This is a genomic window from Mesorhizobium sp. M0496, assembly GCF_040321205.1.
In the GTDB taxonomy this organism is placed as follows: Bacteria; Pseudomonadota; Alphaproteobacteria; order Rhizobiales; family Rhizobiaceae; genus Mesorhizobium.
This window is the reverse complement of record NZ_JAMYRC010000020.1, coordinates 14,739-41,611: the sequence shown is the minus strand read 5'-3', so window position 1 is coordinate 41,611 and position 26,873 is coordinate 14,739. Positions and strand designations below refer to the sequence as shown.

The following is a 26,873-nucleotide window of genomic DNA, read 5'->3' as shown; positions in this document are numbered from 1 at the left end:
AGCGCCGTTGGTTGATCTGCCGCACCTCCTTCGCGGCAGGATTGAAACCTAAGACTACAAACGCCCCTCCGGTTCCATCACATTAACGTTTAGGCCGATACGGTCCGCGACCGGATTGCAAAAGGCCCGGGCACATTGGCGCCCGGGCCTTGAAGTCAAAATCGGTTGTTATCCGGTCAGTTCATCGTCGGGATGACGAATTCCGCACCATCCTTGATGCCGGAAGGCCAGCGCGAAGTCACCGTCTTGGTCTTGGTGTAGAAGCGGAACGCGTCCGGGCCGTGCTGGTTGAGGTCGCCGAACGAAGATGCCTTCCAGCCGCCGAACGTGTAGTAGGCGATCGGCACCGGGATCGGCACGTTGATGCCGACCATACCGACCTGGACACGCGAGGCGAAGTCGCGCGCGGCATCGCCGTCACGAGTGAAGATGGCGACGCCATTGCCCATCTCGTGGTCGTTGGCGAGCTTGATCGCGCTTTCATAGGTCGGCGCGCGCACCACCGAGAGCACCGGCCCAAAAATCTCTTCCTTGTAGATGCGCATATCGGCGGTCACGTTGTCGAACAGGCAGCCGCCCATATAGTAGCCGTCTTCATAGCCCTGCATGGAGAAGCCGCGGCCGTCGACGACCAGCTTGGCGCCTTCCTTGACGCCGGTGTCGACATAGCCCTTGACACGCTCCAGGGCCTGCGCCGTCACCAGCGGGCCGAAATCAGCAGAAGAGTCCGTCGAGGGACCGACCTTCAGGCTTTCGACGCGCGGGATCAGCTTTTCCATCAGCCGGTTGGCCGTGTCATTGCCGACCGGGACGGCCACTGAGATCGCCATGCAGCGCTCGCCGGCCGAGCCGTAGCCGGCGCCGATCAGCGCGTCGACGGTCTGGTCCATGTCGGCGTCGGGCATGATGATCATGTGGTTCTTGGCGCCGCCGAAGCACTGCACGCGCTTGCCGGCGGCGGTGCCGCGCGAATAGATGTAATGGGCGATCGGCGTCGAGCCGACAAAGCCGATGGCCTTGATGTCGGGGTCGTCGAGGATGGCGTCGACGACGTCCTTGTCGCCATTGACGACGTTGAGGATGCCCGCCGGCAGGCCGGCCTCGAGGAACAGTTCGGCAATGCGCATCGGCACGCCCGGGTCGCGCTCCGACGGCTTCAGGATGAAGGCGTTGCCGCAGGCGATGGCCGGCGCGATCTTCCACAGGGGGATCATCGCCGGGAAGTTGAACGGCGTGATGCCGGCAACGACGCCGAGCGGCTGGCGCATCGAATAGACGTCGATGCCGGGGCCGGCGCCGTCGGTGAATTCGCCCTTCATCATGTGCGGCGCGCCGATGCAGACCTCGACCACTTCGAGGCCGCGCTGGATGTCGCCCTTGGCGTCGCCGATCGTCTTGCCATGCTCGCGCGCCAGGATGTCGGCCAGTTCGTCATAGTCGCGGGCGACGAGTTCGAGGAACTTCATCAGCACGCGCACGCGGCGCTGCGGGTTGGTCGCCGCCCATTTGGGCTGCGCTGCCTTGGCATTCTGGACCGCCGCGCGCAGTTCCGCCTGCGAAGCCAGTGCCACCGTGCCGCGCACGGAGCCGTCCATCGGCTGCATGACATCCTGCTTGCGGCCGCTGGTCCCGGCGACATGCTTACCGCCGATGAAATGACCGTAGTCGATCATGATCTCTCTCCCTTTGTTTGTGATGGCCCATTGTCCGCCTTTGCAGCGGCGATGGCAACGCGAGGGAGAACGCAACCGTTGTGCGGGAAATAGATAACGATTGACGGGCGAGCATCAATTCCCGCAAATGGTGGGATGCAATTGCTGCTGAGATTGAGTTCTTTCGCGCCCCCCTCTGTCCTGCCGGACATCTCCCCCTCTAGGGGGGAGATTGCGCTGTCATCTTCGGCTTCGCCAATTATTGAGGCTGTTAACGAAGAGCTGTCGGCGAAGCTGCCAATCTCCCCCCTTGAGGGGGAGATGTCCGGCAGAACAGAAGGGGGCGCCACAGAACGCAGCGTCGGCGATTTTCATCTGGACCATTCCCATGAACTGGGATGACGTCCGCATCTTCCTTGCCGTGGCCCGCGCCGGCCAGATCCTTGGCGCCGCCAAGCGCCTGGAACTCAACCACGCCACAGTCTCGCGCCGCATCGCCGCGCTCGAGGATGCGCTGCGCTCAAAACTGTTTCGCCGGCTGACCACCGGCAGCGAGCTGACGCCGGCCGGCGAGCGCTTTCTCGACATTGCCGAGCGCATGGAAGGCGACATGATCGCCGCGCGCTCGACCATTGCCGGCGAAGGCGACGATGTCTCTGGCACAGTGCGCATCGGCGCACCGGACGGTTTTGGCGTCGCCTTCCTGGCCAAGCGCCTCGGCGAACTGACCGCGCTGCACCGCGAACTCACGATCCAGCTCGTGCCGGTGCCGCGCTCCTTCTCCCTGTCGCGCCGCGAGGCCGATATCGCCATCACCGTGGAACGGCCGACGGAGGGCCGGCTGGTGGCGGGAAAGCTGGTCGACTACTCGCTCGGCCTGTTTGCCTCACGCGACTATGCGCAAGTGCATGGTTTGCCCCAGACCGCCGCCGAATTGGGCCAGCACACCCTCATCGGCTATGTGCCGGACCTCATCGTCAGCCCCTCGCTCGACTACGCGGCCGAGTTCAGCGCGGACTGGCGCACCAGCTTCGCCATCTCTTCGGCGCTCGGCCAGGCCGAAGCGGTGCGCTCGGGCGCCGGCATCGGCATCCTGCACACCTTCGTCGCTCGCTCGATGCCGGAATTGGTGCCGGTCGATGTGGTCGCACCCATTCGCCGCGCCTACTGGCTGGTCTATCACGAATCGGTCAGGCCGCTGCGCCGCGTCCAGATCGTTGCCAGCTTCATCACCAAGGCGGTGGAGCGGGCGAGAAGCCTGTTCACCTGATTTCGCAAAACCGATAAAGCAAATCCGCCATCCAAGGCGGGTCGAGCAAAAACGAATTCACCACACGCCCAACCTTGTCTGCCAATGCGCCCATTCGACGAAGACCGGGTCCGGCAGTCGTTCTGATCTTCTATCGCAAATAGCGCTCCTGGGCGAGGTCGCGGACATCGATGTCCGGCACCCGGCTGGAGATGATGTCAGCCAGAACCTTGCCCGAGCCGCAGGCCATGGTCCAGCCGAGCGTGCCGTGGCCGGTGTTGAGATAGAGATTGGAAAGCTCGGTGCGGCCGATCAGCGGCGGACCATCCGGCGTCATCGGCCGTAGCCCGCACCAGAAGGTCGCGTCCCGCATGGCGCCGGCGCCCGGAAAGAGATCGCCGACCGAGTGCTCCAGCGTGCGGCGGCGCGATTCGTGCAGCCTGAGGTCGAAGCCGGAAATCTCGGCCGTACCGCCGACCCGGATGCGGTCGCCGAGCCTGGTGATCGCCACCTTGTAGGTCTCGTCCATCACCGTCGACACCGGTGCCGCGGCGGCATCCTTGATCGGCACGGTGATCGAATAGCCCTTGACCGGATAGACCGGGATCGGCCGCTTCACCCGGCGCATGAAACCTGCCGAATAGCTGCCCATCGCCATCACATAGGCGTCGGCGGCTTTCCAGCCCTTGCTGGTGCTGAGATTGGCGATGCGGTTGCGGCTGCGGATGATACGCCAGATCGTCACGTCGTATTCGAACTTGACGCCGCGCGCCACACAGAGCTCGGCCAGCCTATCGGTGAACATCTTGCAGTCGCCGGTCTCGTCACGCGGCAGCCTGAGGCCGCCGACGAACTTTTCGCGCACCCCGGCCAGGCCCGGCTCCGCCGCAATGCAGCCGTCCTGATCGAGGATCTCATAGGGGACGCCATACTTCTTCAGCACCTCGACATCGCCGCCGGTGCCGTCGAGCTGCTTTTGCGTGCGAAACAACTGCAACGTGCCTTGGGTCCGCTCGTCATAGGCGATGCCGGTCGATTCGCGCAGCGCCTTCAGCGTGTCGCGGCTGTATTCGGCCAGCGGCACCATGCGCGCCTTGTTGATTGCATAGCGCTCGGCCGTGCAGTTGCGCAGCATCTTGACCAGCCATGTCCACATATGCGGATCGAAGGCCGGCCGCACGACCAGCGGGCCATGCTTCATCAGCAGCCATTTGATCGCCTTCAGCGGAATGCCGGGCCCGGCCCAGGGCGAGGCGTAGCCGGGCGATATCTCGCCGGCATTGGCGAAGCTGGTTTCCAGCGCCGGGCCTTTCTGGCGGTCGAGAACCGTCACCTCGTGGCCGGCTTCGGCGAGAAAATACGCCGTGGTCACCCCGATGACGCCACCGCCCAGCACCATGATCTTCATCGTACAACACTCCACGGCGACGCCCAAACCGGTGCCATCTTCTGTCTGCCGGATTCTGTGGCGCCCGCCAAGGGGCTACACGCCAAGCGTTAGCTATTGAGATAGCGCCGATGGAAGCGCGGGCCGAGGCTGGTCAGGATCTCGTAGCCGATGGTGCCGGCATGGCCGGCAGCCTCATCGACGCTTTGCGAGGGACCGAGCAATTCGACGAGATCCCCCTCGCGGAGCTTGCCGGACGGCAGGGCGGAGATGTCGAGAGTGATCGAATCCATCGACACCCGCCCGAGGAAGGGCAGGCGCGCGCCCTCGAACCAGGCCGCGGACGCCGCGCGTCGGTGCCAGCCATCGGCATAGCCTAGCGAGATCGTCGCGGCAGCGAGCGGAGCCGTCGTTTGGAACATGTGGCCGTAGCCGACACCGACGCCGGCCTCCAGCATGCGTGTCTGCACGACCTTGGCCTCCAGCCGCACCACCGGCAGCATCGGGTTCGGCCTGGCCGGTGTCGGATTGATGCCGTAGAGCGCGGCACCGGGGCGCGCGAGATCGTAGTGGAAGCGCTGTCCCAGAAAGATGCCGGACGAATTGGTCAGCGAGGCCGGCGCCTTCGGCAACAGTGCGCGCAGCCGCTCGAACGCCAGTCGCTGCCGCTCATTGGCCGGGTGCTCCGACTCGTCGGCGCAGGCCAGATGGCTCATCACGAAGCGGATGTCGATGCCGTCGAACGCATGCGGATCGGCGGCAACGCGCTCCACATCCCGGGGCGCCATGCCAAGCCGCGACATGCCGCTGTCGACCTGGATCGCGGCCGGCAGTTTTCGGCCGGCGCGTCGAGCCGCCGCACGCCAGGCCACCAATTGTTCCGGGCTGTTGATGACTGCGCAAAGGTCTGCCGCCACAGCGTCCGGCTCGGCACCCGGCGGAATGCCGTTCAACACGAAAATGGTCGGGCCCGGCCCAAGCGAGCGGCGCAAGGCGACGCCTTCGGCCAGGAGCGCGACGAAGAAGGTGTCGCAGCCTTCGCGCAGCAGCGCCGCCGCGACCTGGCTGGCGCCGACGCCGTAGCCGTCGGCCTTGACCACCCCGGCACAGCCAACATCGCCCAACCGCGCTTTCAGCCGCCGGTAGTTGTCACGGATAGCACCGAGATCGATGGTGAGGATGGCTCCCGCCACCGCTTCGCTTGTGGCGGTGACCTCTTCGGGCAGCGACCTTTTGGGGGCGTCGTTCATGGCGACCCTTCTTCTAGCGGATAGACATCAATAGGACCGCCGGGTCGGCGCGGCAACCGGGTCGTTTCCTGCCAGGGCTATTGCACCAGATGGCGGAACGCCGCCACCACGTCCTCATAGACATGGCGCTTGAACGGCACGATCAGGTCGGGCAGGTCCCGCATCGGCCGCCATGCCCATTTGTCGAATTCCGCGGTATGGCCGCCCGGCGGCGGGTTGATCTGGATCTCGCTGGTATCGCCGTGGAAGCGAAAGGCGAACCATTTCTGCGTCTGGCCGCGATATCGGCCCTTGAAGGCGATGCCGACGAGATGGTCCGGCAAATCATAGTTGATCCAGTTGGGCGCTTCGGCCAGCAGCGAGACGCCTCGCATGCCGGTCTCTTCATAGAGTTCGCGCTCTGCCGCCTGCAACGGCTCCTCGCCCTTGTCGATGCCGCCCTGTGGCATCTGCCAAAGCTGCGTCGTGCCGGCAAATTCGCTGTCCGGCTCGGCAATGCGATGCCCGACCCAGACCAGGCCTTCGGCATTGAGGATCATCAATCCGACACAGGGCCGATAAGGCAGCGTTTCGCGGTCGATTTGTTTTGTCTTCGGCATCGGTCAGTCTTTCCGGTCGTCGTCCAATCAGGACGTGGCTAGCCTTTTTGCGGGTCAACGGCCACCGCTGAAACCGGCACGATCTCGATGCCGCGCTTCTTGGCCTCAACCACCCAGGACGACACGGTGTCAACCGTCAGATCGAAGGCCGAGCCGATGCCGACGGCAGTGCCTTTGGCCCGCGCGGTCGCTTCGAGACTGTCGAGTTTCTTCAGGATTTCGCCGCGGTCCTGCACCGCATCGATCGCCATGTCGCCGGAGACGAAGGGCACACCATCCCTGAGCGCCAGGTTGGGCGCCAGGCTGCGCACCGATGAGCCGTCGTCGATATAGGCGAGGCCGCGTTTGCCGAGTTCGGCCATGAACGGCTCCATCGCCGCCGCATCGGCGGAAAAGCGCGCGCCCATGTAGTTCATGACGCCGGTGTAGTTGGTCGTCCGCGACAGCGCCCAGTGCAGGTTCTTCAAATTCTCGTCCGCGCTCGCCGCCACCGTCAGCGTGTTGCGACCGGGATTGATGTTTGGATAGTCGAATGGTTCGAGCGGCACCTGCATGACGATCTCGTGGCCGCTCTGCCGGGCCGCCTGCATCCAGCGGCCGATGCTGTTGCCTTGCGGCGCGAAGGCCAGCGTCACTTCCGCCGGGAGCTTGGCGATGGCCGCCTGGGTGCCTGTCTGCGAAACCGAAAGCCCGCCGATGACGATCGCCACCCGCGCCCCACGCCCGCCCGACCAGGGCCGCGCATAGACGTCGAACGGCCGCCGACCGTCAGCCCCGCGCACAGGCAAAGGCCCGGTTTCGCTGCCTTCGATCAGCGCCTTGTCGGGAATATGCGCGATCTTCAGGTTCTGGCCGATGGTCGATGGGTCGCGAATGACGATCCCCGCCTTGGGCGGGCCATCGCCCTCTTCCGTCTGTACGTGGATGATCTGCGGCCCGCCTGTCTTTGCCGGCGTCTCCGGTTTTGGCGTCGCCACCGGGGCCAATGCGGCCGGCATGGCAGCGGGTTCGGCCGCCGCAGCTACTTTCGGTGTCGAAACGGCAACTTCTTGCGGCTTTCGAAACGGCTTTTCCCTGAGCGCGATCGCGCCGGAGACGCCGACCACAGCCAGCGCGGCCAAGGCCGCCAAGACCGTGCCGCCGCTGACCTTGCCGGCGGCGCGCGGCGACCGGACAGCCTGTCCGAGCGGGCGTTCGATGTCCTTGCCTATATCAGCCAAGCCCTAATCCCCGGGCGCATCAGCTTCGAAGACGAAACCGCTTCGAAAAGACATGCGCGAATTCATCAATCCTGACGCACCCCTGGCGCCGTGTCTGGGGTTTTGCCTTGCCCCCGAATCAAACTGCCGGAACCTTTCGGTCCCGGCAGCTTCGCATTGCTTCCATCGGGCGGCCAGACCTACTTGTCCGGCCCGCCGCTACTGGTTGAGAACGGCCTTCTGCGGATTGGGCGGGAAGGACGGATCGGTCTTCTGGCCGCGCAGCAGCTGCTCGGCATAAATGAGCTGCAGATCGTCCTTCGGATCCGGCGGCACATAGGCCGCCGAGCCCGAACCGGTCGTGCCCTCGTCGGCGCCCTTGATATGGCCCTTGAGATCGGATTCGCCGCGCGTCAGGTCCCTGCCCTGCAGTTCCGGCGGCAATGGCTGGTCGACCTTGATGTCGGGCGTGATGCCCTTGCCCTGGATCGACTTGCCGGACGGCGTGTAATAGAGCGCCGTCGTCAGCCTGAGCGCGCCATTCTCGCCGAGCGGAATGATGGTCTGCACCGAACCTTTGCCGAAGGACTGCGTGCCGACCACCGTGACGCGGCGCAGATCCTGCAGCGCGCCGGCGACGATCTCCGACGCGCTGGCCGAACCGCCATTGACCAGAACGATCATCGGCTTGCCGTTGATGTCGTCGACCTGCTTTGGCTTGGCGTCGAAGCGAGTGACGTCCTTGGGATCGCGGCCGCGCGTCGAGACGATCTCGCCGCGGTTGAGGAAGGCATCGGACACGCTCACCGCCTGGTCGAGCAGACCACCCGGATTGAGGCGCAGATCGAGCACGTAGCCCTTGAGCTTGTCGTCCGGCACCTGCTTCTTGATGGTGTCGATGGCGTTCTCGAGGTCGTCATAGGTCTTTTCGGTGAAGGAGGTGATCTTCATGTAGCCGATGTCGTTTTCGACCCGGAACTTGACCGCCTTGACCTTGATGATGTCGCGCACGACCGTCAGTTCTATCGGCTTGTCGGCGCCCTGGCGCAGGATGGTCAGCTTGATCGGCGTGTTGACCAGGCCGCGCATCTTGTCGACCGCGTCGTTGAGGGTCAGGCCGCGAACCTCTTCACCGTCGATCTTGGCGATATAGTCCCCGGCCAGCACGCCAGCCTTGGCAGCCGGTGTGTCGTCGATCGGTGTGATCACCTTGACCAGATCGTTCTCCATCGTGACCTCGATGCCGAGGCCGCCGAACTCGCCCTTGGTCTGGACGCGCATATCCTGCGCCTGCTCGGCATTCATGTAGGAGGAGTGCGGGTCAAGCGAGGCAAGCATGCCGTTGATGGCGTTCTCGACCAGCGACTTGTCGTCGGGCGGTGTGACATACTGTGCCCGCACCCGCTCGAAGATATCGCCGAAGATCGCCAATTGCTTGTAGGTCTCCGACCCTGCAGCGTTCGCCGCCGAGCCGGGCGTGCCATAAACAAGGCTCATGGCGGAGGCGCCCATCAGCGCACCGGCAAACAGAAGCGACAGTTTCCGCATTATTCACGTCCTTCCAGAAAAACGGTCCGCCCACCATGGGGTCGGATCGACGGGTTTTCCATCCTTGCGAAACTCGACATAGAGTTCCGGCGTGGCATTTCCATTCTTCGAAACCGAGGTGCTCGCCACCCTGGCCTCTCCCATCGCGCCGACCGGCTCTCCTGCGAGCACTGATTGACCGGTTGCGACGCTGATTCTGCTCATCCCCGCCAAAACGACATGATAGCCGTCGCCTGCGTTCAGGATCAAGAGTTGACCATAAGAGCGAAACGGCCCCGCATAAAGCACATTCCCATCCGCCGGCGCGGTAACGATGGCTCCCGATTGTGTCGCAACCATGTCGCCAAGCATCACCGCGCCGTTACCGTCATCGGCGCCGAATCGCCGTTTGATGCGGCCGGTCACCGGTAGCGCGATCTGTCCCTGCAGCGCTGAAAAAGGCGCTACGGCGGCAAGCTGGTTGCCTTCCGGCACCGGCAGCGACGCCAGTTCCGCCGGCGTTGACGTCTTGTCGCTGTCCGCCGTCTTCTGCTCGGCGGCCTTGGCCGCATCGGCAGCCTTGCGGGTCTTGTCGGCTTGCGCTTCGAGCGACGCGATCAATTCCTTCAGGCTGCCGGCCTTGGCCGCCAGCGCCTCGGATCGCTGCTTTTCAGCGGCCATTTGCGTTTGCGTGTCGGCTTCGAGCTTCTGCTTGGCTTCCAGCAGCATGCCGAGCCGTTTTTTTTCCGCGGCCTGGTCGCCGACCGCCGCCGTCAGCCGCGCTCGTTCGGCCTCGATCGAGGCCGTGACCTTGGTCTGCTCCTTGAGATCGGCGAGCAGGATATCGGTCTGCTGACGCAATTCCGGCACCACCGCGCCGAGCAGGATGGCACTGCGCACCGACGACAGCGCGTCCTCGGGCTTGACCAGGATCGCCGGCGGCGGGTTCAGCCCCATGCGCTGCAGCGCGCCCAGCACTTCGGCCAGCACGTCGCGTCGCGCCGCGAGCGAAGCGCGAATCGTCTGTTCCTGGCCCTTCAGCCCTTCCAGCCTGGCGCCGATGTCCTCGATGTCCTGGCCGAGCTTCTGCTCGGTCATCGCCGACTGGATCAGGGCGGCGGTGATCGAGGCGTGATCCTTCTTGATGGTCGCGATGTCGGCGGAGAGCTTGGCCAACCGTTCCGACGACAGCGTGATCTCCTTCGAGACCCGCTCGTATTCCGCCCTGCTCTGGTCCGGATCAGGAGCCATGTCGAGCGTATTTTCGGCCTGCCCCGCATGCAGCGACAGGACAAGCACCGCCGCCGCGATGCCGCAGCGCGCGCGCCATGAGCCCGTTCTCGATTTCCAGCCTTCAGACATTCGGTGTCGACTCTATCTGCGGCTTCGTTAACGAACCATCAACCATGTTTGAAAGGCCCGTTTCCGAACGCATGTCGCCCAAAAGTGGTCAGGTTCCGCAATGCGACATGCATAATACCAAAAGCCAGTCTTGCATGGCATTGGGGCGGAAATCCGCGTGAGTCGCGCCAATTCACCGGTTTACGAGCGATGATAGGGATGTCCCGAAAGGATGGTTGCCACCCGATAGAGCTGCTCTCCCAGCATCACCCGCACCAATTGATGCGGCCAGGTCAGCAATCCGAACGACATCACCAATTCGGCCTGATCGCGCAGCGACTGGTCGTGGCCGTCGGCGCCGCCGATGGCGATGACCAGCGCCTTGCGGCCACCGTCACGCAACACGCCGAGGCGCCCGGCGAAATCTTCCGAGGAAAAGCTTTTGCCGCGTTCGTCGAGCAGAATCAGCGCGGTGCCAGGCTGCAATTGCATCTGCAGCTTCTGGCCTTCCTCACGCCGCCGCTCGTTGGCGGTCTGGCCGCGACCTTCGGCGATCTCGGCAATGCCGGCGAATTCGAGCCCCACCGCAGGGCCGCTCTTGGCGAAACGCTCGAAATAGCGGTCGGCGAGCAACTTCTCGGGGCCGGCTTTCATCCGGCCCACGGCATGAACTGATATCTTCATCCTCGCCCCTATAAGCCGCTAATGCATGCGATGACATGCATCAAAACAAAGGCGGCTTAGTGGAGGGTTTCTTCCTCGAGATCCGGCGCCTGCCACATCTTTTCAAGATTGTAGAATTCGCGGACTTCGGGGCGGAAGACATGGACGATAATGTCGCCCGAATCGATCAGGACCCAGTCGGCGCCTGCCAACCCCTCAACGCGCGCCGTGCCGAGCCCGGCATCCTTGAGCGCTTTGAGAAGATGATCGGCGACAGCCGCAACATGACGGTGCGATCGACCCGAAGCGACGACCATGTAGTCGCCGAGGCTCGATTTTCCCTGGATGTCGATGGAGACAATGTTTTCGGCCTTGGAGTCTTCCAGACTGGCAAGGACTGTCTTGATGGCGCGGGACACGGCGTCGTCTACGCTGATCCTGGCCGGCGAAGGCATGATATCGGCCTTCTTCCGCAGTGCTGTTCTCAGTGTATTTCCTTTCGCAGCAAGAACAACCAAATCACCCTTAAAAGCAGGTGACGCCACTTAGATAGGCAGAGTTCCCTTACAGTTTCAAGACGGCACCTGCCTGGCACGAACGTATTCTCGATCCTGTGGTTCCGCCGCACGTCGGAAAAGATCGGAACCCTCGCTCCCCGTACGGGTTATCGGCTCACCGACCAACCGGATTTTCACCATGCCGATCGACCCGCAAAACACCCTTGCCACCGTCCAGGCTGGCCTCGCGCAACTGAGCACGCTGATCGTTTCATACTCTTTCTCGGCCATCGGCGCCGTCATCCTTTTGGTTGTCGGCTACATCATCGCCGGGCTTGCCGAACGTTCGATCTTCGTCGGCCTCGGCCATATCCATGGTTTCGACGCAACGTTGCGGCATTTCTTTTCCAAGATCGTCCGCTACGCTATCCTGATCCTCGTCACCATCATGGTGCTAGGCCAATTCGGCGTGCAGACGGCGTCGATCATTGCCGCCATCGGCGCCATCGGCCTGGCCATCGGCCTGGCTTTGCAAGGCACGCTGCAGAACATTGCCGCCGGCATCATGCTTCTGGCGCTGCGGCCATTCCGCATCGGCGAATCGGTCGAGGTCGGTTCGATTGCCGGCACGATCGAGGAGATCGGCCTGTTCGCGACCAAGCTCAGGACCGCCGAAGGCGTCTATATCCTGGCGCCCAATTCGACGCTGTGGAATCAGCCGGTGCGCAACTTCACCCGCAACGGTGTACGCCGTGCCGACATCACGCTCTCCATCGGCTCCTGGAACGACATCGACCGCGCCCAGAAGACTTTGCTCGCCATTGCCACCGCCGACCGGCGGGTGAAACGTGAGCCGGCGCCGATCGCTTTCGTCGCGACATTGGGCGACAGCACCGTGTCGATTGCCTTGCGCTACTGGACATCCTCGGCGGATTTCTTCGCCACCCAGACCGACCTCACCAAGCGCGCCAAGCAGCAATTCGACTCGGAAGGCATATCGATCCCGCTGCCGCCGCCGGAAGCACCGACGCCGGAAGCTCGCCGGCAATGATCGGTTAGCCGTTGCGCCGATCCTGCTCGTCCGGCGCGAAGGCCAGTTCGACCGGCAGTGGCGCCTGGGCCGTCATCGGCGCGAAACTGCCGGTTTCACCGGCGGGAACTGGACGCGTCGTGAACACGCGCAAGAGCACGAACAGGCAGAAGGCAGCGGCAATGAGGATCGCCACATAGATGAAGGTCTGCGTCCCGAAGGCAGCCGAGAGCGCCGTTACGATGCCGGGCACGATAAAGCCCGAAAGCGACCACGCAAACAAAAGCGAGCTGGACAGCGCCACCATGTCCTCCTTGCCGGCACGGTCGGAGGCATGCGCGCTGGAAAGCGAATAGATCGATTCCGAGGCGCCATCCCAGATAATGTAAATCACCACCAGCGCCGCCAGCGCGCCCCCATCGAACCCAAGCGCGAACAGGCCGGCGAGCATGGCGAGCGCGGATGCGGCGATCAGCACATAGCGGCGGTCGGTGCGGTCGGAAATCCAGCCAAGCGGGATCTGCAGGATCAGCGTGCCGACGGGCATCGCCGAAAGCAGCAACGCCACATCGGCCTGGCTGTAGCCCTTGGCCGTGGCGTGGATCGGCGCGAAGCCCGCGATGGACATAGACAGGCCGCCGACCGCCAGCATGCCGGCAACGCCGACGGGCGAAATCCGCCAGGCCCGTCCGAGCGCCACCGAGGCCGCCTGCGGTGCGGGCGGTTGGGCCAGCCGGGTCATCCCGACGGGAAGGATCGACAAAGCGGTGAAGACGATGCCGATCAACGGTGCATCCGCCGTCCTGATGTCGACCAGCGCCAGCGTCGCGTAGCCGACACCGAGCCCAGCGACATAGGCAACGTAGAAGAAAGCCATCACCCGGCCGCGGATGGCATTGGCAATGGCATCGTTGAGCCAGCTCTGCGCAACGATGAACAGGCCGCATATGGCAAAGCCGTAGAGCGCGCGGGCCGCGATCCACAACAGCGGATGCGGGCCGGCGCCGACAGCAGCATTGGCCAGCGCGATCAGCGCCGACAGCACCATGAAGGCGCGGGCATGGCCAACCCTTCGCACCAGCGGTCCGGTGAGGATACAGCCGGCGAGGCCGCCGGCCGAAAGCCCGGTGATGATCAGCCCGGCCCAGGTCGGATCGAAGCCCTCGGCGCCAAGCCGGACCGGAATATAGGCGAACATCAGCCCGTTGCCGACGGCGATCAGTGCCATCGACACTATGACGCTGGCAATCGCGATCAACGGCGTGGGCTCGGTGCCCTGCTCGACTTCGCTGCGGTTTTTCCTGGGAATCGACATGCCTGCTCAGGATCGCCCACGAAACAGGCAAAGGGAGCGATAAAAGCGACATGACCGGGCGAGCGGTCTTACCCCTTCGCCAGCTTGCGGATCGCGCTCGATGACAGCGACGAGCGTGGGCCGTGGATGAAGGTCCAGGCCGGCGCCTTCATGCGGGCAAGCCTCGGCGCATCGCCTTCGTCGACGCGCGCATAGTCGAACGTCTTGGCAACGACCGAGGACAGGAACGACAGCGTCGCTCCCGGCCGGTCGATGACGGCGATCGGGAAGGTCATGACGATCTCGCGCCAGCGTTGCCAGCGATGGAAATCGCGCAAACTATCCGCACCCATGATCCAGACGAAATCGACGCCGGGGTTGCGCGCCTTGACCAGCGCCAGCGTGTCGGCGGTGTAGCGGACGTGATGGGCGGCTTCGAAAGCGGTGACCTTGATCTTCGGGTTCTTGGCGGTCTGCTCTGAGAGTTGCAATCGCTCGCTCAACGGCGCCAGTTCGCCTGTGTTCTTCAGCGGGTTGCCCGGCGTCACCATCCACCACAACTGGTCAAGTGCCAGGCGTCGCAGCGCGATTTCGGCGACCAGCGCATGGCCTGCATGCGGCGGATTGAACGAACCGCCGAACAGGCCGACGGCCAGCCCTTTCTCGGCATGTGGCATTTTGAGATAGTGGGAGGGGATTGCGGGCTGAAGGGACGACAGCATGGTGCTAGGCGCCCCCCTCTGTCCTGCCGGACATCTCCCCCTCAAGGGGGGAGATTGGCAGCGTCACTGACGGCAGAAATTCTGCGGCGGCAGCAATTGGTGAAATCAGAAACAACAGCCGATCTCCCCCCTTGAGGGGGAGATGTCCGGCAGGACAGAGGGGGGTGGCTGGGCGCAACGCCTCAGGCTCTGACGTCGAAAAGCTTCAAGGCCTCACCTGCCCAGACCCACGCACGCGGTATTTGAACGAAGTCAACTGCTCGACGCCGACTGGTCCGCGCGCATGCATCTTGCCGGTGGCGATGCCGATCTCGGCGCCCATGCCGAACTCGCTGCCGTCGGCGAACTGCGTCGAGGCGTTGTGCAGCAGGATCGCCGAATCGATCTCGTTGAAGAAGCGCTCGACGACCTGCGCATCCTCGGCGACGATCGCCTCGGTGTGATGCGAGGAAAAGGTTTCGATGTGTTCGATCGCACCACCGATACCGTCGACCAGCTTCACCGCGATGATGGCGTCGAGATATTCGGTCACCCAGTCGAGATCGGTGGCAGGCTTGGCGTCGGAAAACACTTTCAGCACTTCGGCATCGGCGTGGATCTCGCAACCGGCAGCGCGAAGTGCGTCGAGGATCGGCACCAGATGCGTGGAGGCAACCGCACGGTCGACCAGCAGTGTCTCGGCGGCGCCGCAGACACCGGTGCGCCGCATCTTGGCGTTGACCGCGATCCTCACCGCCATGTCGAGCTTGGCGGAGCGGTCGATGTAAAGATGACAGATGCCTTCGAGATGGGCGAAAACCGGCACCCGGGCCTCGGTCTGCACCCGCCCGACAAGGTTTTTTCCACCGCGCGGAATGATGACGTCGAGCGTGCCGTCAAGGCCCTTCAGCATCTCGCCTACGGCGGCGCGATCGGTGGTCGGCACCAGCTGGATGGCGTCTTCCGGCAGGCCGGCTTCCTTCAGCCCTTCGACCATGCAGGCATGGATGGCGGCCGAAGAATTGAGCGAATCCGAGCCGCCGCGCAGGATCACCGGATTGCCGGCCTTGAGGCACAACGCGCCGGCATCCGCCGTCACGTTCGGGCGGCTCTCATAGATGACGCCGACGACGCCGAGCGGCGTGCGCACGCGCTGGATATGCAAGCCGTTCGGCCGGTCCCATTGCGCGATGACGTCGCCGACCGGATCGCGGAGCGCGGCGATTTCCCTGATGCCTTCGGCCATGGCTAGAATGCGCGCCGGATTGAGCTTCAACCGATCCATGAAGGAGGCGGAAAGCCCTGATTCCTCGCCATTCGAGACATCGATGGCGTTGGCGTCGAGGATGTCCTGCTCACGAGCAATGATCGCTTCCGCCATGGCGAGGAGTGCAGCATTCTTGGCGGCGGTCGTGGCGATGGCCAACGGTCGGGCGGCAGCCCGGGCCCGGCGGCCGATATCGGCCATCAGCGCGACGGTGTCGTCCCCGGATTTTTCATGCAGTTTCAGCATGGCTCATCCTCCGCTTACGGCGCCACCGGCCAGTACTTGGTCGCTTGCCCCTACTTGGTCACCGGAATGGCTCACCACAAGGTCATCGCGGTGGATCATTGCAGACCGCGCCTCGTAGCCGAGCACGGTTTCGATCTCGGCCGTCTTCAGGCCAGCGATCCTTACGGCATCGGCGGCATCATAGGCAACCAGCCCCCGCGCGATCTCGCGGCCCTCGGGCGACAGGATCGCCACCGTGTCGCCGCGCGAGAAATTGCCGCTGACGAGTTTGACGCCGGCCGGCAGCAGCGACTTACCCGACAGAAGCGCACCGATGGCACCGGCATCGACCGTCAGCCTGCCGGCCGGTTCGAGCTGGCCGGCGATCCAGGTCTTGTAGCCCTTGACCGGATTGCTGCGCGGCCGAAAGAAGGTGGCGCGCTCGCCTCGCTCGATCGCCATCAGCGGCGACAGCCGTGTGCCGGACGTGATGATCATCGCGGTGCCGGCGGCGGTCGCGATCTTGCCGGCATCGAGCTTCGTCCGCATGCCGCCGCGCGACAATTCGGAAGCAGCGGCACCCGCCATCGCCTCGATATCAGGCGTGATCCGGTCGACCACCGGAATGAACTTTGCTTTGGGGTCCCGCGCCGGCGGCGCCGTATAGAGCCCGTCAATGTCGGAAAGCAGCACCAGAAGGTCCGCGCCCATCATGGTGGCGACGCGGGCCGCCAGCCGGTCATTGTCGCCATAGCGGATTTCGGAAGTCGCGACCGTGTCGTTCTCGTTGATGACCGGCACCGCCTTCATCTTCAAAAGCGTCGAGATCGTCGCCCGCGCGTTGAGATAACGGCGGCGCTCCTCGGTGTCGCCGAGCGTCAGCAGGATCTGGCCCGATTTCAGGCTGCCTTTGCCAAGCGCATCCGACCAGGCGCCGGCCAGCGCAATCTGCCCCACGGCTGCCGCCGCCTGGCTCTCCTCGAGCTTCAAGGCCCGCTTGCCGAGGCCAAGAATGGTGCGGCCAAGCGCGATGGCGCCGGAGGAGACGACGAGGATTTCAGCGCCGCCCTGCGCAAGCACCGCAATATCGTCGGCAAGCGAGGCCAGCCAGTCGCGCTTGAGGCCCGTCGCGCGGTCGACGAGCAGCGCCGAGCCGATCTTGACGGTGATGCGCCGATATTTTTTCAGCGACTGCATGGCCTACTTGTCCCAGCGCGTCTCGACCGGGGCAGCGGTCCGCGCACGCGCCTCGCCCACCACCGCCATCAGCGCCCGCAGCACCGCCTCGACACCCTCGCCGGTGACCGCCGACAACAGCATCGGCGCACGCCCGGCGGCGCGCTTTAGCGACGCGACCTTCTTCTTGCGCGCCTCGGCATCGAGCGTGTCGACCTGGGAAAGCGCCACGATCTCGACCTTGTCGGTCAGGCCGTTGCCATAGGCCTCGAGCTCGGCGCGCACGGTCTTGTAGGCCTTGCCCGGATTTTCCTCCTGCGCCGAAACCAGATGCAGCAGCACGCGCGTGCGCTCGACATGGCCAAGGAAGCGGTCACCGATGCCGACGCCCTCATGCGCGCCTTCGATGAGACCCGGAATGTCCGCAATGACGAATTCGCGCGCGTCGATGCGGGCAACGCCAAGGCCGGGATGCAGCGTCGTGAACGGATAATCGGCGATCTTAGGTTTGGCCGCGGTGACGGCGGCGAGGAATGTCGACTTGCCGGCATTCGGCAGCCCGACCAGCCCGGCATCGGCGATCAGCTTCAGCCGCAGCCAGATGTTGAGCTCTTCGCCCGGCAGGCCGGGATTGGCGCGGCGCGGCGCCTGGTTGGTCGAAGTCTTGAAATGCTGGTTGCCGAAACCGCCATTGCCACCCTTGGCCAGCAGAAAGCGCTGGCCGACCACGGTCAGGTCGCAGATCAGCGTCTCATTGTCTTCTTCGAACACCTGCGTTCCCGCCGGCACTTTCAGCGTGACGTCGGCGCCCTTGGCACCGGTCATGTTGCGGCCCATGCCATGGACGCCGGTCTTGGCCTTGAAATGCTGCTGGTAGCGGTAGTCGATGAGCGTGTTCAGCCCGTTGACCGCTTCCAGCCAGACATCGCCGCCACGGCCGCCATCGCCGCCGTCCGGCCCGCCGAACTCGATGAATTTTTCGCGCCGGAACGACACCGAACCGGCGCCGCCGTCACCGGAGCGTATGTAGACTTTGGCTTGATCGAGAAATTTCATGGGATTCGCAGTTTCTACTAGTGGCTTTGCGGCATTGCTCTAAACCTTCGGCCTTGCTCTAAACCAAGGCGCGGCGAAGGGCGAGGACGTTTTATGACAATGGTCGCGCGGGATTGGCCGGAGAGATGTCGGAATGAAGCTTGTAACCTATAACATCCAGTACGGCATCGGCCTCGACGCGCAGTACAATGTCGGGCGCATCGCTGATGCCGTGCGCGGCGCCGATGTGATCGCGTTGCAGGAAGTGACCCGCAACAACCCCAGGAACGGCGGCCGTGATATGGTCGCCGAGATCGGCGAGGCGCTGCCTGACTATTTCGCCGTCTATGGCAGCAATTTCGAGGCCAATATCGGCTCGCGCCTCGAGAACGGCCGCGCCATCACCACGACCTTCCAGCTTGGCAATATGGTGCTGTCGAAGACGCCTATTCATCTGTCGCGCAACCTGCTTTTGCCGCGCAGCCGCAGCTTCGAGATGATGAACTTCCAGCGTGGAGCGCTGGAAGCACTGATCGAGACGCCGCTTGGTTTCATCCGCTTCTATTCCATCCATCTCGATCACCGCAGCCCGGTCGAACGCGCCAGCCAGATCCAGTTCCTGCGCCGGCGCCTGTTGAACTACGCGCTCGAAGGCGGCGCATTGTCCGGCGTCGCCGAGATCGGCCTGCCGGAATTGCCGCATCCCGAAGCCTTTGTCGGCATGGGCGATTTCAACATGCTGGCCGGATCGCCCGAATATGTCGAACTCGCCGGCCGGCCGGACCATGAATTCGGCATGCCGCTGACCGCCGACTTTGCCGTCGATGCCGCGTTGCGCCTGAACGCCACCGGCGACGATCTCGTCAGCTGGGTCGATCCCAAGCAACCCACCAATCCCAACCGCCACAAGCGCATCGACTACATCTTCACCAGCGCTTCGCTCGCCAAATCCCTGAAGCGCCTGTGGGTCGACCGAAAGGCCGTCGGTTCGGACCACCTGCCGGTCTGGGTCGAACTGGGCTGATGGCCATTCATCTGGCAGCGTTTTCGCGTTCGACGATCGCCATCATGATCGTATCGCGGTATTTCCCGTCGATATGGACGGCGTCGCGCTGTACGCCCTCCCTGACAAACCCGACCTTGTCGTAAAGAGAGATGGCGCGCGCATTGTCGGAATGCACGGAAAGCTCGATGCGGACAAAGCCGACCTTGCGCGCCTGCGCCAAGGTCGCATTGATCAGCCGCAATCCCAGGCCATGCCCCCGATAAGAGGGAACAATCCCCATTCCGAGGGTGCCGCGATGAGCATGGATAAGCCGGTCATGGCGTGAGATGTCGCACCAGCCGACGACCTCACCGCGGACAACGGCCACGAACCCTGGATCGCCTCTGCCGATACGATCCATCGCGAAACTTCGGGTTTGATCCAGCGGTGGCGCCTCGAGGAAGGACAGGTACTTTCGCTCACGCGCTACGACATCGAGCGCCCGGTGAAAGCTTTCAACATCCCCGGACGTCATCGGCGCGATCGCGACCGCTTCAATATCGCTGCTGTCGACCATTGGCTTGACCGGCTTCATCCATCAAAAGTGGACCCAGTTCCGCAGGCTGGTCCAGGTCTTCCTGTCGAGCCTGTAGCGCTCGACCGGCACCTGGCCGGCGACGATCGAGTTCAGCATGCCCTGGCCGGCATATTGGAAGCCGCACTTGTGGATGACGCGGCGCGAGGCCGGATTGATGACCCGCGTCGAGGCATGCAGCACCTGGATCGACGTCCTTTGGAAGGCGAGATCGACCAGCGCATGCGCTGCTTCGGTCGCATAGCCCTTCTTCCAGTAAGGCTCGCCGATCCAGTAGCCGAGTTCCAGGCCGCGATCGGTGGTGTTGAGGCCGGCACAGCCCACGAACGTCTCGGTGCCGGCCAGCGTCAGGGCAAAGGCGATGCCGGCACGGCGCGACTTGGTCATGGCGAGGAAAGAGCGGGCCTCGGCCTCGCCATAGGGGTGCGGCATGCGGGCCAGCATTTCGGCGACATGACGGTTGTCGGCAAGCTCGACCAGTTGCGCGATATCGCCTTCGTGCGGCGCCCGCATCACCAGTTGCTCGGTGACCAGCACCGGGCAGTCTATCGCGTAACTTTCGTCTTCTGAGTCTTCCGCTTCGGCAACCATTGAAAGTCCTCCAGGCACAAGAAAAAGGGGAGATGGAAACCCATCTCCCCTGATCCTTTTCCTGGCTTTGCCAGACACCGGTCCCGAGATGGGCGCCGGTGTTCTAGTGCGGAACCGGCTACTCCGCGGCTTTGGTAATCGGGTTGACCGATACGTAGGTTCGGCCGTTGGCTTTTTTGTTGAACGTCACGGCGCCGGTCTCGAGCGCAAAAAGCGTATGGTCCGTGCCCATGCCGACATTGACGCCGGGATGCCACGTGGTGCCGCGTTGACGAATGATGATGTTGCCCGGGATGACGGCTTCGCCGCCGAACTTCTTCACGCCCAGACGCTTGGAATGCGAGTCGCGACCGTTGCGCGACGAGCCGCCAGCTTTCTTGTGTGCCATCTAACTAACTCCGTTGCGCCGCAAGGCGCCTAAAAGGCGTTATGAACGCGTTCGCGTTCCGTTTCAAGTCCGATCCGGCGAGCTAATCGCCAGAAAAATTACTTCGCCGCCAATTCCTTGGCCTGCTCGCGCCAGTCCTTGATCTGGTCGGCGCTGAAGGGCATGTGCTCGTCGATCTTGGCGACATCCTTGTCGGTCAGCTTGGCGAGCTGGGCAAAGGTGATGATGCCCTGCTCGTTGAGATCCTTGGCTGCGACCGGGCCGATGCCCTTGATCACGGTCAGATCGTCCGGCTCGCCCTTCGGCGCCTTGAACAGCGGTGCTGCCGCGGTCTCGGCTGCCTTTGTCTCGGCTGCCTTGGCCTTGGGCTCCTTCTTCGGCGCGGCTTCCGCCTTCGCTTCGGTGGCGGCCTCTGCCTTGGCTTCCTTCTTCGGCGCCTTGACCGCTGCCGTCTTCGTCGGCTTGGCGCCACCCAGCAGGATCTCGGAGATCCGCACGGTGGTCAGAAGCTGGCGATGGCCGATCTTGCGGCGCGAGTTCTGCCGGCGGCGCTTCTTGAAGGCGATGACGGTGCGGTTCTTGCCCTGCGCGACGACTTCGGCGGTGACCACCGCGCCGTCGACGAACGGCGCGCCGAACGTGACATTTTCGCCCTCGCCATGCGCGAGAACATGACCGATCTCGACCATATCGCCGACATTGGCTTCGACTTTTTCGATCTTCAGGAGATCGTTGGCGGCAACGCGATACTGCTTGCCACCCGTTTTAATGACTGCGAACATTTTTTGCCTTTCGCTGTTCGGTCGGCCTTGATGAGCCGCCTCTGGCGGTTCAGCCGTCTTTTTGTCAGTCTGCGGGTTCAAAAAACAAGCGGCGCGGAAGAACCCTCCACGCCGATTGCGCGCTGTCCCTAACCGAAGGTTGGGTGCGAGTCAAGGCAAACAGCCGCGCCGGGACTGTTATTGGCGGGCAGCACTGGCCACGACGGCAGCACCGCACCGCGCTGCCGTCGTGGAGACAAGGATGCATGGCAGGTCGACAATTTGCCTGCGTCTCCCTGCACCGGACCCGCCGTGAATCCGCCGCTTGTCCCGCAAGCCAAATAACTCACGGATTTGGCCTTGTAACCTGCCCGTTCAGCCGTTATCTAGTGCGCCGCGCCGGCAACGGCCGACCATGACCGCGGAGAGGTGGCAGAGTGGTCGAATGCACCGCACTCGAAATGCGGCATGGGTGCAAGCCCATCGGGGGTTCGAATCCCTCCCTCTCCGCCAGGGGTCTCGGACTCGAACCCACATTCTGCGCAAGCGCCTGATCCCGTTCTGAAAAGTCTCCCGGCGGCTCCCGAGAATGGGAGTTTCTCAGGTGCGTGTATCGTTGAATGTATCGCGCGACGTATCATTGGATGCATCGTTCGAAGATCCTGAAAATGCGCCGCGATCGAGCGGCAGCGCTTCGCCCGGCCGCTACCTCGTCCGGTCAGGTTCCGTTTATCCTTTCCAGATTAGACTGCCCGGCGACCTCAGTGGAGGGGACGCGCACTTCGTCCGGCTCGGGCTGGGCGCGATGACTGCACGCCAGGCGCGCGTCAAGGCTGAACTACTGGCGGCGCTCGCCAGAAACCGCTTCGACCAGATCAGGACGGCCAGATTGGAAAACGAGGGCACCAAGAACGCGGACGAAAGGGACGGCGAGGACGCTTCGGACTTCGCCAATGACAGTCCCGAACTGACCGCGGCAGAGGTGAAGGGCTACCTCAAGGCCATGCTTTCGGTGGTCTCGCAACCCGCCCCTCCGACGCCCCCGCACCAGGAGGCCGTGTTCGCTGGCTTCCGGGGATTGGTCAGCATCGGCAGGGAACTGGCGAAAGGCGCCGAGGGCAATGCGCTCATCATCGAGAATGCTGACATGCTAAGGGCGCAGTCGCTCGCCAAGATCGCGGGCGAGGTCCAGACAGGTTCGGCTTCCACCTTCCCACAAATGGCAAAGCAAAGAGGTGCCGGGCCTCTCGACGCCTTGCCTGCTGTTCGCGTGACGACCGACCCCGCCGCGCATGCCCAGTCAAGCTCCTCAGCTCCCGTCGTCCATCCGGAGCCGGCCCGGCGGGTTGAGAACAGCTCGGTCAGGAAGACCGTGGCCTTCAAGCTTGACCGCCGTTATGTCGAGCGCAAGCCATCGACGAAGCCGCTACTGAGCGAAGTCGCCGAGGACTATTTCGAACGCCATGCCGTGAGATCGGGCGAGAAGAACAGGGACATCGCCACCGCGCGGATGCGAGTGGGCGTTTTCATCGAACTGATCGGCGACCATCCCGTCGACACCTATACGGGGGCCGACCTTCAGGCCTATGTCCATCTCCTGACGCATTGGCCGGCGAAAGAGAAGGACAGGCCGAAGGACAAGACGGCGCGCGAGATCCTGGCCGCCAATGCCGATCTTACGGCCAAACCCTTGAAACGATCGGCGCTGGAGGATGGCTATGTCACCATCGTCAAGACGATCATCGTTGCAAGATCACCGAGCTGGACTACCCGGACCCGCTTTCGGGCGTAATACTTTTTTACCCGGATACCGCAGCCCCGCGCGAGTCGGCGGAGCCGCTTAGCTCCGACCAGATCAGCCGCATTTTCCGCAAGGGCGTTGAGAGAGGCTTGCTGGACGAGACTATGTTGCCGCTGCTCGGACACCTGACCGGGCGCCGTCTCGGATTGCTGGTCCACCTCACGGGCAATGACATCCGCGAGAAATATCCTGACGTCTGGGTTGCCCAGACGTCAGGCATTCAGCTCAACAGGGAGGGGCATTGGCAGCGCGTTCCCATCAAGACCGACGCCAGTGCTACATTCTTCGTCCTGCATGATTTTCTCCGCAAGATCGGCTTCATCGAATGGGCTCAAAACCAGGGTGACTCGTTCCTGTTCCCGCAACTCATCCGGCTCGCGGACCCGAGCAAGAGCGCCAGTTCTTACATGAACCGCCTTTTCGAGAAGGCCGGCGTCACCACGACACGGAAGGAAGTCTTCCACTCGCTGCGGGGCGGCAACATCGACCAGATGCGCGACAACAAGGTGGACTCACGGGACCGCAAGCTGCAGGCTGGCCATCGGCTTGATGACGAGCACGACCTCTATGGCTTCAGGGCGATCAGCGAGATCCGCGCGCGCGGCATCGCCCGCGCGGATCTCGTCGATGGCGTGGATTTTTCCGCCTCTATGGCCTTGACTTCGACAAGCTCGCCCAAGCGAGGCGCACGTTCGGGCGACGACCTAAATAGTCATCTTGCGGGCGATTCACTCGCAAACGGCGTTTGGTGAAGTAATGGGGAGAGCACGGGACAGCGGTTGAAAACGGCGTTTGATGTGAAAGCATGTCGATCGGCAAAAGCCGCCAAGACCTGGGGAGACAACGGCACGGTCAGCCGCCAGCCTCGTCGATTTTACTGTCACCGCGCAGATGACGCTTGCGCTGAAAGGTCCAACCGGAGCCGTATTTGTCGACGAGGTCGTCAAAGGCAGCGTCTGCAGCTTTTCGGTCAAAGCCCTGGACAGCCAGTTCCTCCACGATCGATGCCTGCAGCCGATCAAGTTCCCGCCCGCGTCCAAGCTTCAGGTTCTGCACGATGGCGTAATGCAGAAGCGCGCGAGCGATATCATCCCGCGAAGGCTTTCGTTCAGTCTTGCGAGCGATGCGAACGGCCCGCTGGCGTTCCCGCTGCTTGTCCAGTTTCTCGCGCCGCGACTGTACCATCTTTTTGTCTCCCAGGTTTCCACCCTAGGAGTCTGGCGCCGGTCCATGCATACGACAAGCGTCGTTTGGCGGACAGCGATTCCGGTGTGGGAATCGATCGTCCGCGGAGCTGAATCGCAATTCCCTCCGCCCGAATCGAATTACCGCAAATTTTCTCAATGTGAGATGCGTTGCCTGCAACTCGACCCAACGTGCACGTACGTTTACGGGCGGCCCGAACGCGCACGGCGTTTGCAGTTGCAACGCTTGTCCGGAGTCCGGAATCGTTTCCTCACACTCGTGAATCGTCCTCAGAGGACTCTGAATCGCGGTGCCGGGACGCTGAATCGGATTAACACAAATTTTCCTGATTTGACCTGGGTTGCGGGCCCGTCGGATCGAGTTGGCTGCACATGCGATCGACCCGCTTGCCTCCGACATGGCCTCGCCGCCATTCTTCGCGCCCGCTGCATCAGCGGCTTCGACGTTGCCGTTCCGAATGTCACCGTTCGCCGCGGGCTTTATGGATTCGGGAGAACAGTCAGCGTTTCTTCGAGTTGCTGAAAGATGCTGCCCAGTTCCCCGCCCTCCAGCGTGTCGTGGTCCATGAGCGCGCGGGCAAGCGTCTCGATCGCCTTTCGATACCGCCGGATCAGTTCGCACGCCTTGGCGTAGGCCGCTTCCAGCCGAGCGTTGACGCGGCTGGCAATTTCCGGACTGTAGATCAGCAGCGAAGCCTTGTCGTCGGTTGCGCGATAGAGCAGCGGCGCATTCCGGGCAAAGCCCAGCGACGTCTCCATCGCAACGGCCAACTCTGTGGCGCCTGCAAGATCGCTGGACGAAGTCCCGCCAGATCCGGCCGCGACCGAACCCAGCAGCTCTTGCTCCGCCGCGCGGCCTGCAAGCCTGATCAGCAGCAGAGCCTCGGCGCGTTCCTCCGTTTCCTCATCGACAGCCGGCTGGTCGCCCTCGACCATGCCGCCGCCGTCGCGCCCGTCGATGGTGATCATGGTCACCCTGCCGAGCTTCAGGACCAGTCGCGCGACGGCATGACCGGATTCGTGTAGCGCCATGCGCCAGCGCAAACTCTCCGGCTTATCCGGCTTGGCCACGGTGAGAATGGTTTCGAGATCACACCACTCCAGCGTCCTCTGTTCTCGCCTCGCCTTCTGCCTGGCCTCGCGCACGAGGCGCTCGATATCGGCGCCGGTTAATCCATTCGCCTTCAGCGCAAGGCGGCGCAGCACGTCGTGAACGAGTGCGTGAGGGGGTGATGTGTTCTGCACGGGACTGCTCATGCGTCTCTCCTGCTCTGCTTGTTCGCCCGCGCCTGTCGCGCTGTGACATGGAGCGATGTGGCAGGCGCTTCGGCGTCGACTGGGTCGGCCACGACGGTGCCCGTCTTCAATCCTGTCGCCCTGCCCTCGCTGGCAATCGAAGCCTGGACAGACCCAACCCCAGGCTCAGAGACGGACGCGGCAGTCGCCCGGGCGGGGGCCTGTGTCGGCGCACTCGCAATCACCGCATCGAGATCGGCTTGCAGATGATGGCGCAGGATACCGATCAGCGCCTCGGTGTCGGGCCGCGGAATGACGATGTGTTTTTCCAGCCTGCCCGAGCGCAGCAGCGCCGGGTCGATGGCGTCGGGATTGTTGGTCGCCCCGACGACGATCACGCCGGAAGATTTCGACGCTCCGTCGAGCAGCGTCAGCGCCTGGTTGATGAAAGAGGTCCAGTATTCGTCATGAGACCGGGACGCGTTTCCCCGCTTGCCGATGCCGTCGATCTCGTCGACAAAAAGGATCGCAGGCTTGTTGGCTTCGGCTTCCGTGAATGCCGCCTTCATGCGCCGGAGCACGTCGCCGAGGTAAGCGGGTTCCAACCAGGTCGCAACGGAAGTGACGATGAGCGGGATTTGCAGCGTGTTGCAAAGGGCTCTTGCGAAACTCGTCTTGCCCGTCCCTGGCGGGCCAGCCAGAAGCAGTTTTGTGGTCATCTCTTCCCACACGAGCCTACCCTCGCGCCACAGCGCCAGGTCAGCCTGCAACGACAGTGACCAGTCCCGGGCTTCGCCGTACCCTGTCAGCGTCTCGACGCGCGGGATGAAGCGATCCTGCTCGCCGCCGGTCAGTTTCGCAGGCTGGATGATCTCGCTGCCCGAACCCTGGTCCTTGCCACGGCCCGTCTTGGTGGTCGCGTTGCTGGCATGGGTCTTGGAGCTGGAGCTGCTGGCTGGTCCATCACTGCCGTTGGATCCCTCTCCGGCTTCGGCCGACTTGCGCCTTTCTCCAGCGATATGCGCAAGCACGGCCCAGGCCGATGCGACTGAGACGCCGGGCCGGATAGCAATGGCGAGATCGGAGAGCGTCAGCAGAGAGCAGTCTACCTGGTCGAGTTCACCCTCGGGCTCCTCACCGAGCACGGCAGTCATGGTGTCTCCAATGATGGTCCCATTCAACGGGCCGCATGCGAGGTTGAGTTGGGCCGCCCGTCTCA

Annotated in this window: 26 protein-coding genes and 1 tRNA gene; 6 read left to right on the top strand and 21 right to left on the bottom strand. The window is 63.5% G+C overall.

Annotated elements, in window-relative coordinates; all coding sequences use genetic code 11:
* Positions 1-176: 176 nt before the first annotated feature.
* The gene (locus tag NKI73_RS17975; RefSeq protein WP_352631938.1) at positions 177-1,673 is read right to left on the bottom strand and encodes a CoA-acylating methylmalonate-semialdehyde dehydrogenase; all 1,497 of its coding nucleotides are present in this window, start codon (positions 1,671-1,673) and stop codon (positions 177-179) included.
* Between the two features lie 367 nt (positions 1,674-2,040).
* On the opposite strand from NKI73_RS17975, the gene NKI73_RS17970 reads away from it, so the two are divergent.
* Positions 2,041-2,922, top strand: a complete 882-nt coding sequence (locus tag NKI73_RS17970) for a LysR family transcriptional regulator (protein WP_352631936.1) — start codon at positions 2,041-2,043, stop codon at positions 2,920-2,922.
* Positions 2,923-3,052: 130 nt separating this feature from the next.
* Here NKI73_RS17970 and NKI73_RS17965 read toward each other — a convergent pair whose 3' ends face one another.
* From NKI73_RS17965 to rsfS, 8 genes are all read right to left on the bottom strand, one after another.
* Positions 3,053-4,309: a D-amino acid dehydrogenase gene (locus tag NKI73_RS17965; protein WP_352631934.1), complete on the bottom strand. Its 1,257-nt coding sequence runs from the start codon at positions 4,307-4,309 to the stop codon at positions 3,053-3,055.
* Between the two features lie 89 nt (positions 4,310-4,398).
* Positions 4,399-5,538 (bottom strand): alanine racemase, encoded by a 1,140-nt coding sequence (alr, locus tag NKI73_RS17960; protein ID WP_352631932.1) that lies wholly within the window; start codon positions 5,536-5,538, stop codon positions 4,399-4,401.
* Positions 5,539-5,615: 77 nt separating this feature from the next.
* Positions 5,616-6,137 carry an RNA pyrophosphohydrolase gene (locus NKI73_RS17955; protein WP_352631930.1) on the bottom strand — a complete coding sequence of 174 codons (522 nt, stop codon included), beginning with the start codon at positions 6,135-6,137 and terminating at the stop codon, positions 5,616-5,618.
* Positions 6,138-6,175: 38 nt separating this feature from the next.
* Positions 6,176-7,357 carry a divergent polysaccharide deacetylase family protein gene (locus NKI73_RS17950; protein ID WP_352631928.1) on the bottom strand — a complete coding sequence of 394 codons (1,182 nt, stop codon included), beginning with the start codon at positions 7,355-7,357 and terminating at the stop codon, positions 6,176-6,178.
* A gap of 198 nt (positions 7,358-7,555) precedes the next feature.
* Entirely contained in the window at positions 7,556-8,887 is a 1,332-nt protein-coding gene (locus tag NKI73_RS17945) for a S41 family peptidase (protein ID WP_352632067.1), read from the bottom strand.
* Entirely contained in the window at positions 8,888-10,225 is a 1,338-nt protein-coding gene (locus tag NKI73_RS17940; RefSeq protein WP_352631927.1) for a murein hydrolase activator EnvC family protein, read from the bottom strand.
* 180 nt (positions 10,226-10,405) lie between these two features.
* The gene (rlmH, locus tag NKI73_RS17935) at positions 10,406-10,888 is read right to left on the bottom strand and encodes a 23S rRNA (pseudouridine(1915)-N(3))-methyltransferase RlmH (RefSeq protein WP_352631925.1); all 483 of its coding nucleotides are present in this window, start codon (positions 10,886-10,888) and stop codon (positions 10,406-10,408) included.
* A 56-nt stretch (positions 10,889-10,944) separates the two neighbouring features.
* On the bottom strand, positions 10,945-11,322 hold the full coding sequence (gene rsfS / locus NKI73_RS17930; RefSeq protein WP_352631923.1) for a ribosome silencing factor: 378 nt from the start codon (positions 11,320-11,322) through the stop codon (positions 10,945-10,947).
* A gap of 241 nt (positions 11,323-11,563) precedes the next feature.
* On the opposite strand from rsfS, the gene NKI73_RS17925 reads away from it, so the two are divergent.
* The gene (locus NKI73_RS17925; protein WP_352631922.1) at positions 11,564-12,415 is read left to right on the top strand and encodes a mechanosensitive ion channel family protein; all 852 of its coding nucleotides are present in this window, start codon (positions 11,564-11,566) and stop codon (positions 12,413-12,415) included.
* 4 nt (positions 12,416-12,419) lie between these two features.
* Here the strand turns inward: NKI73_RS17925 and NKI73_RS17920 are convergent, their stop codons facing one another.
* The 5 genes from NKI73_RS17920 to obgE all read right to left on the bottom strand — a co-directional run bounded on the left by NKI73_RS17920 (position 12,420) and on the right by obgE (position 18,113).
* On the bottom strand, positions 12,420-13,709 hold the full coding sequence (locus NKI73_RS17920; RefSeq protein ID WP_352631920.1) for an MFS transporter: 1,290 nt from the start codon (positions 13,707-13,709) through the stop codon (positions 12,420-12,422).
* A gap of 68 nt (positions 13,710-13,777) precedes the next feature.
* Positions 13,778-14,365 (bottom strand): nicotinate-nucleotide adenylyltransferase, encoded by a 588-nt coding sequence (locus tag NKI73_RS17915; protein WP_352632065.1) that lies wholly within the window; start codon positions 14,363-14,365, stop codon positions 13,778-13,780.
* Between the two features lie 250 nt (positions 14,366-14,615).
* On the bottom strand, positions 14,616-15,902 hold the full coding sequence (locus NKI73_RS17910) for a glutamate-5-semialdehyde dehydrogenase (protein WP_352631918.1): 1,287 nt from the start codon (positions 15,900-15,902) through the stop codon (positions 14,616-14,618).
* Positions 15,903-15,905: 3 nt separating this feature from the next.
* Positions 15,906-17,078, bottom strand: a complete 1,173-nt coding sequence (gene proB, locus NKI73_RS17905) for a glutamate 5-kinase (RefSeq protein ID WP_352631915.1) — start codon at positions 17,076-17,078, stop codon at positions 15,906-15,908.
* Positions 17,079-17,081: 3 nt separating this feature from the next.
* On the bottom strand, positions 17,082-18,113 hold the full coding sequence (obgE, locus tag NKI73_RS17900; RefSeq protein ID WP_352631913.1) for a GTPase ObgE: 1,032 nt from the start codon (positions 18,111-18,113) through the stop codon (positions 17,082-17,084).
* A 133-nt stretch (positions 18,114-18,246) separates the two neighbouring features.
* Here obgE and NKI73_RS17895 point away from each other — a divergent pair, with 133 nt between their 5' ends.
* A complete protein-coding gene (locus tag NKI73_RS17895) occupies positions 18,247-19,116 on the top strand; it encodes an endonuclease/exonuclease/phosphatase family protein (protein WP_352631911.1) in 870 nt (289 codons plus the stop codon).
* Positions 19,117-19,123: 7 nt separating this feature from the next.
* Here NKI73_RS17895 and NKI73_RS17890 read toward each other — a convergent pair whose 3' ends face one another.
* The 4 genes from NKI73_RS17890 to NKI73_RS17875 all read right to left on the bottom strand — a co-directional run bounded on the left by NKI73_RS17890 (position 19,124) and on the right by NKI73_RS17875 (position 21,433).
* Positions 19,124-19,654: a GNAT family N-acetyltransferase gene (locus NKI73_RS17890; RefSeq protein WP_352631909.1), complete on the bottom strand. Its 531-nt coding sequence runs from the start codon at positions 19,652-19,654 to the stop codon at positions 19,124-19,126.
* Between the two features lie 21 nt (positions 19,655-19,675).
* On the bottom strand, positions 19,676-20,263 hold the full coding sequence (locus tag NKI73_RS17885) for a GNAT family N-acetyltransferase (RefSeq protein WP_352631907.1): 588 nt from the start codon (positions 20,261-20,263) through the stop codon (positions 19,676-19,678).
* 118 nt (positions 20,264-20,381) lie between these two features.
* Entirely contained in the window at positions 20,382-20,651 is a 270-nt protein-coding gene (rpmA, locus tag NKI73_RS17880) for a 50S ribosomal protein L27 (protein WP_015315190.1), read from the bottom strand.
* A 98-nt stretch (positions 20,652-20,749) separates the two neighbouring features.
* Positions 20,750-21,433, bottom strand: coding sequence for a 50S ribosomal protein L21 (locus NKI73_RS17875; protein ID WP_352631905.1), 684 nt, complete (start codon positions 21,431-21,433; stop codon positions 20,750-20,752).
* 402 nt (positions 21,434-21,835) lie between these two features.
* On the opposite strand from NKI73_RS17875, the gene NKI73_RS17870 reads away from it, so the two are divergent.
* The 3 genes from NKI73_RS17870 (at position 21,836) to NKI73_RS17860 (ending at position 23,965) form a co-directional block, all read left to right on the top strand.
* Positions 21,836-21,925: transfer RNA gene (locus NKI73_RS17870), tRNA-Ser, on the top strand.
* A 292-nt stretch (positions 21,926-22,217) separates the two neighbouring features.
* On the top strand, positions 22,218-23,204 hold the full coding sequence (locus NKI73_RS17865) for a hypothetical protein (RefSeq protein ID WP_352631903.1): 987 nt from the start codon (positions 22,218-22,220) through the stop codon (positions 23,202-23,204).
* A gap of 113 nt (positions 23,205-23,317) precedes the next feature.
* Positions 23,318-23,965: a site-specific integrase gene (locus tag NKI73_RS17860; RefSeq protein WP_352631901.1), complete on the top strand. Its 648-nt coding sequence runs from the start codon at positions 23,318-23,320 to the stop codon at positions 23,963-23,965.
* A gap of 100 nt (positions 23,966-24,065) precedes the next feature.
* Here the strand turns inward: NKI73_RS17860 and NKI73_RS17855 are convergent, their stop codons facing one another.
* The 3 genes from NKI73_RS17855 to NKI73_RS17845 all read right to left on the bottom strand — a co-directional run bounded on the left by NKI73_RS17855 (position 24,066) and on the right by NKI73_RS17845 (position 26,808).
* The gene (locus NKI73_RS17855; RefSeq protein WP_352631899.1) at positions 24,066-24,398 is read right to left on the bottom strand and encodes a hypothetical protein; all 333 of its coding nucleotides are present in this window, start codon (positions 24,396-24,398) and stop codon (positions 24,066-24,068) included.
* A gap of 500 nt (positions 24,399-24,898) precedes the next feature.
* Entirely contained in the window at positions 24,899-25,675 is a 777-nt protein-coding gene (locus NKI73_RS17850) for an ATP-dependent metallopeptidase FtsH/Yme1/Tma family protein (protein ID WP_352631897.1), read from the bottom strand.
* Positions 25,672-26,808 carry an AAA family ATPase gene (locus NKI73_RS17845; protein WP_352631895.1) on the bottom strand — a complete coding sequence of 379 codons (1,137 nt, stop codon included), beginning with the start codon at positions 26,806-26,808 and terminating at the stop codon, positions 25,672-25,674. Before NKI73_RS17845 ends, NKI73_RS17850 begins: the two co-directional genes overlap by 4 nt.
* Positions 26,809-26,873: the final 65 nt, after the last annotated feature.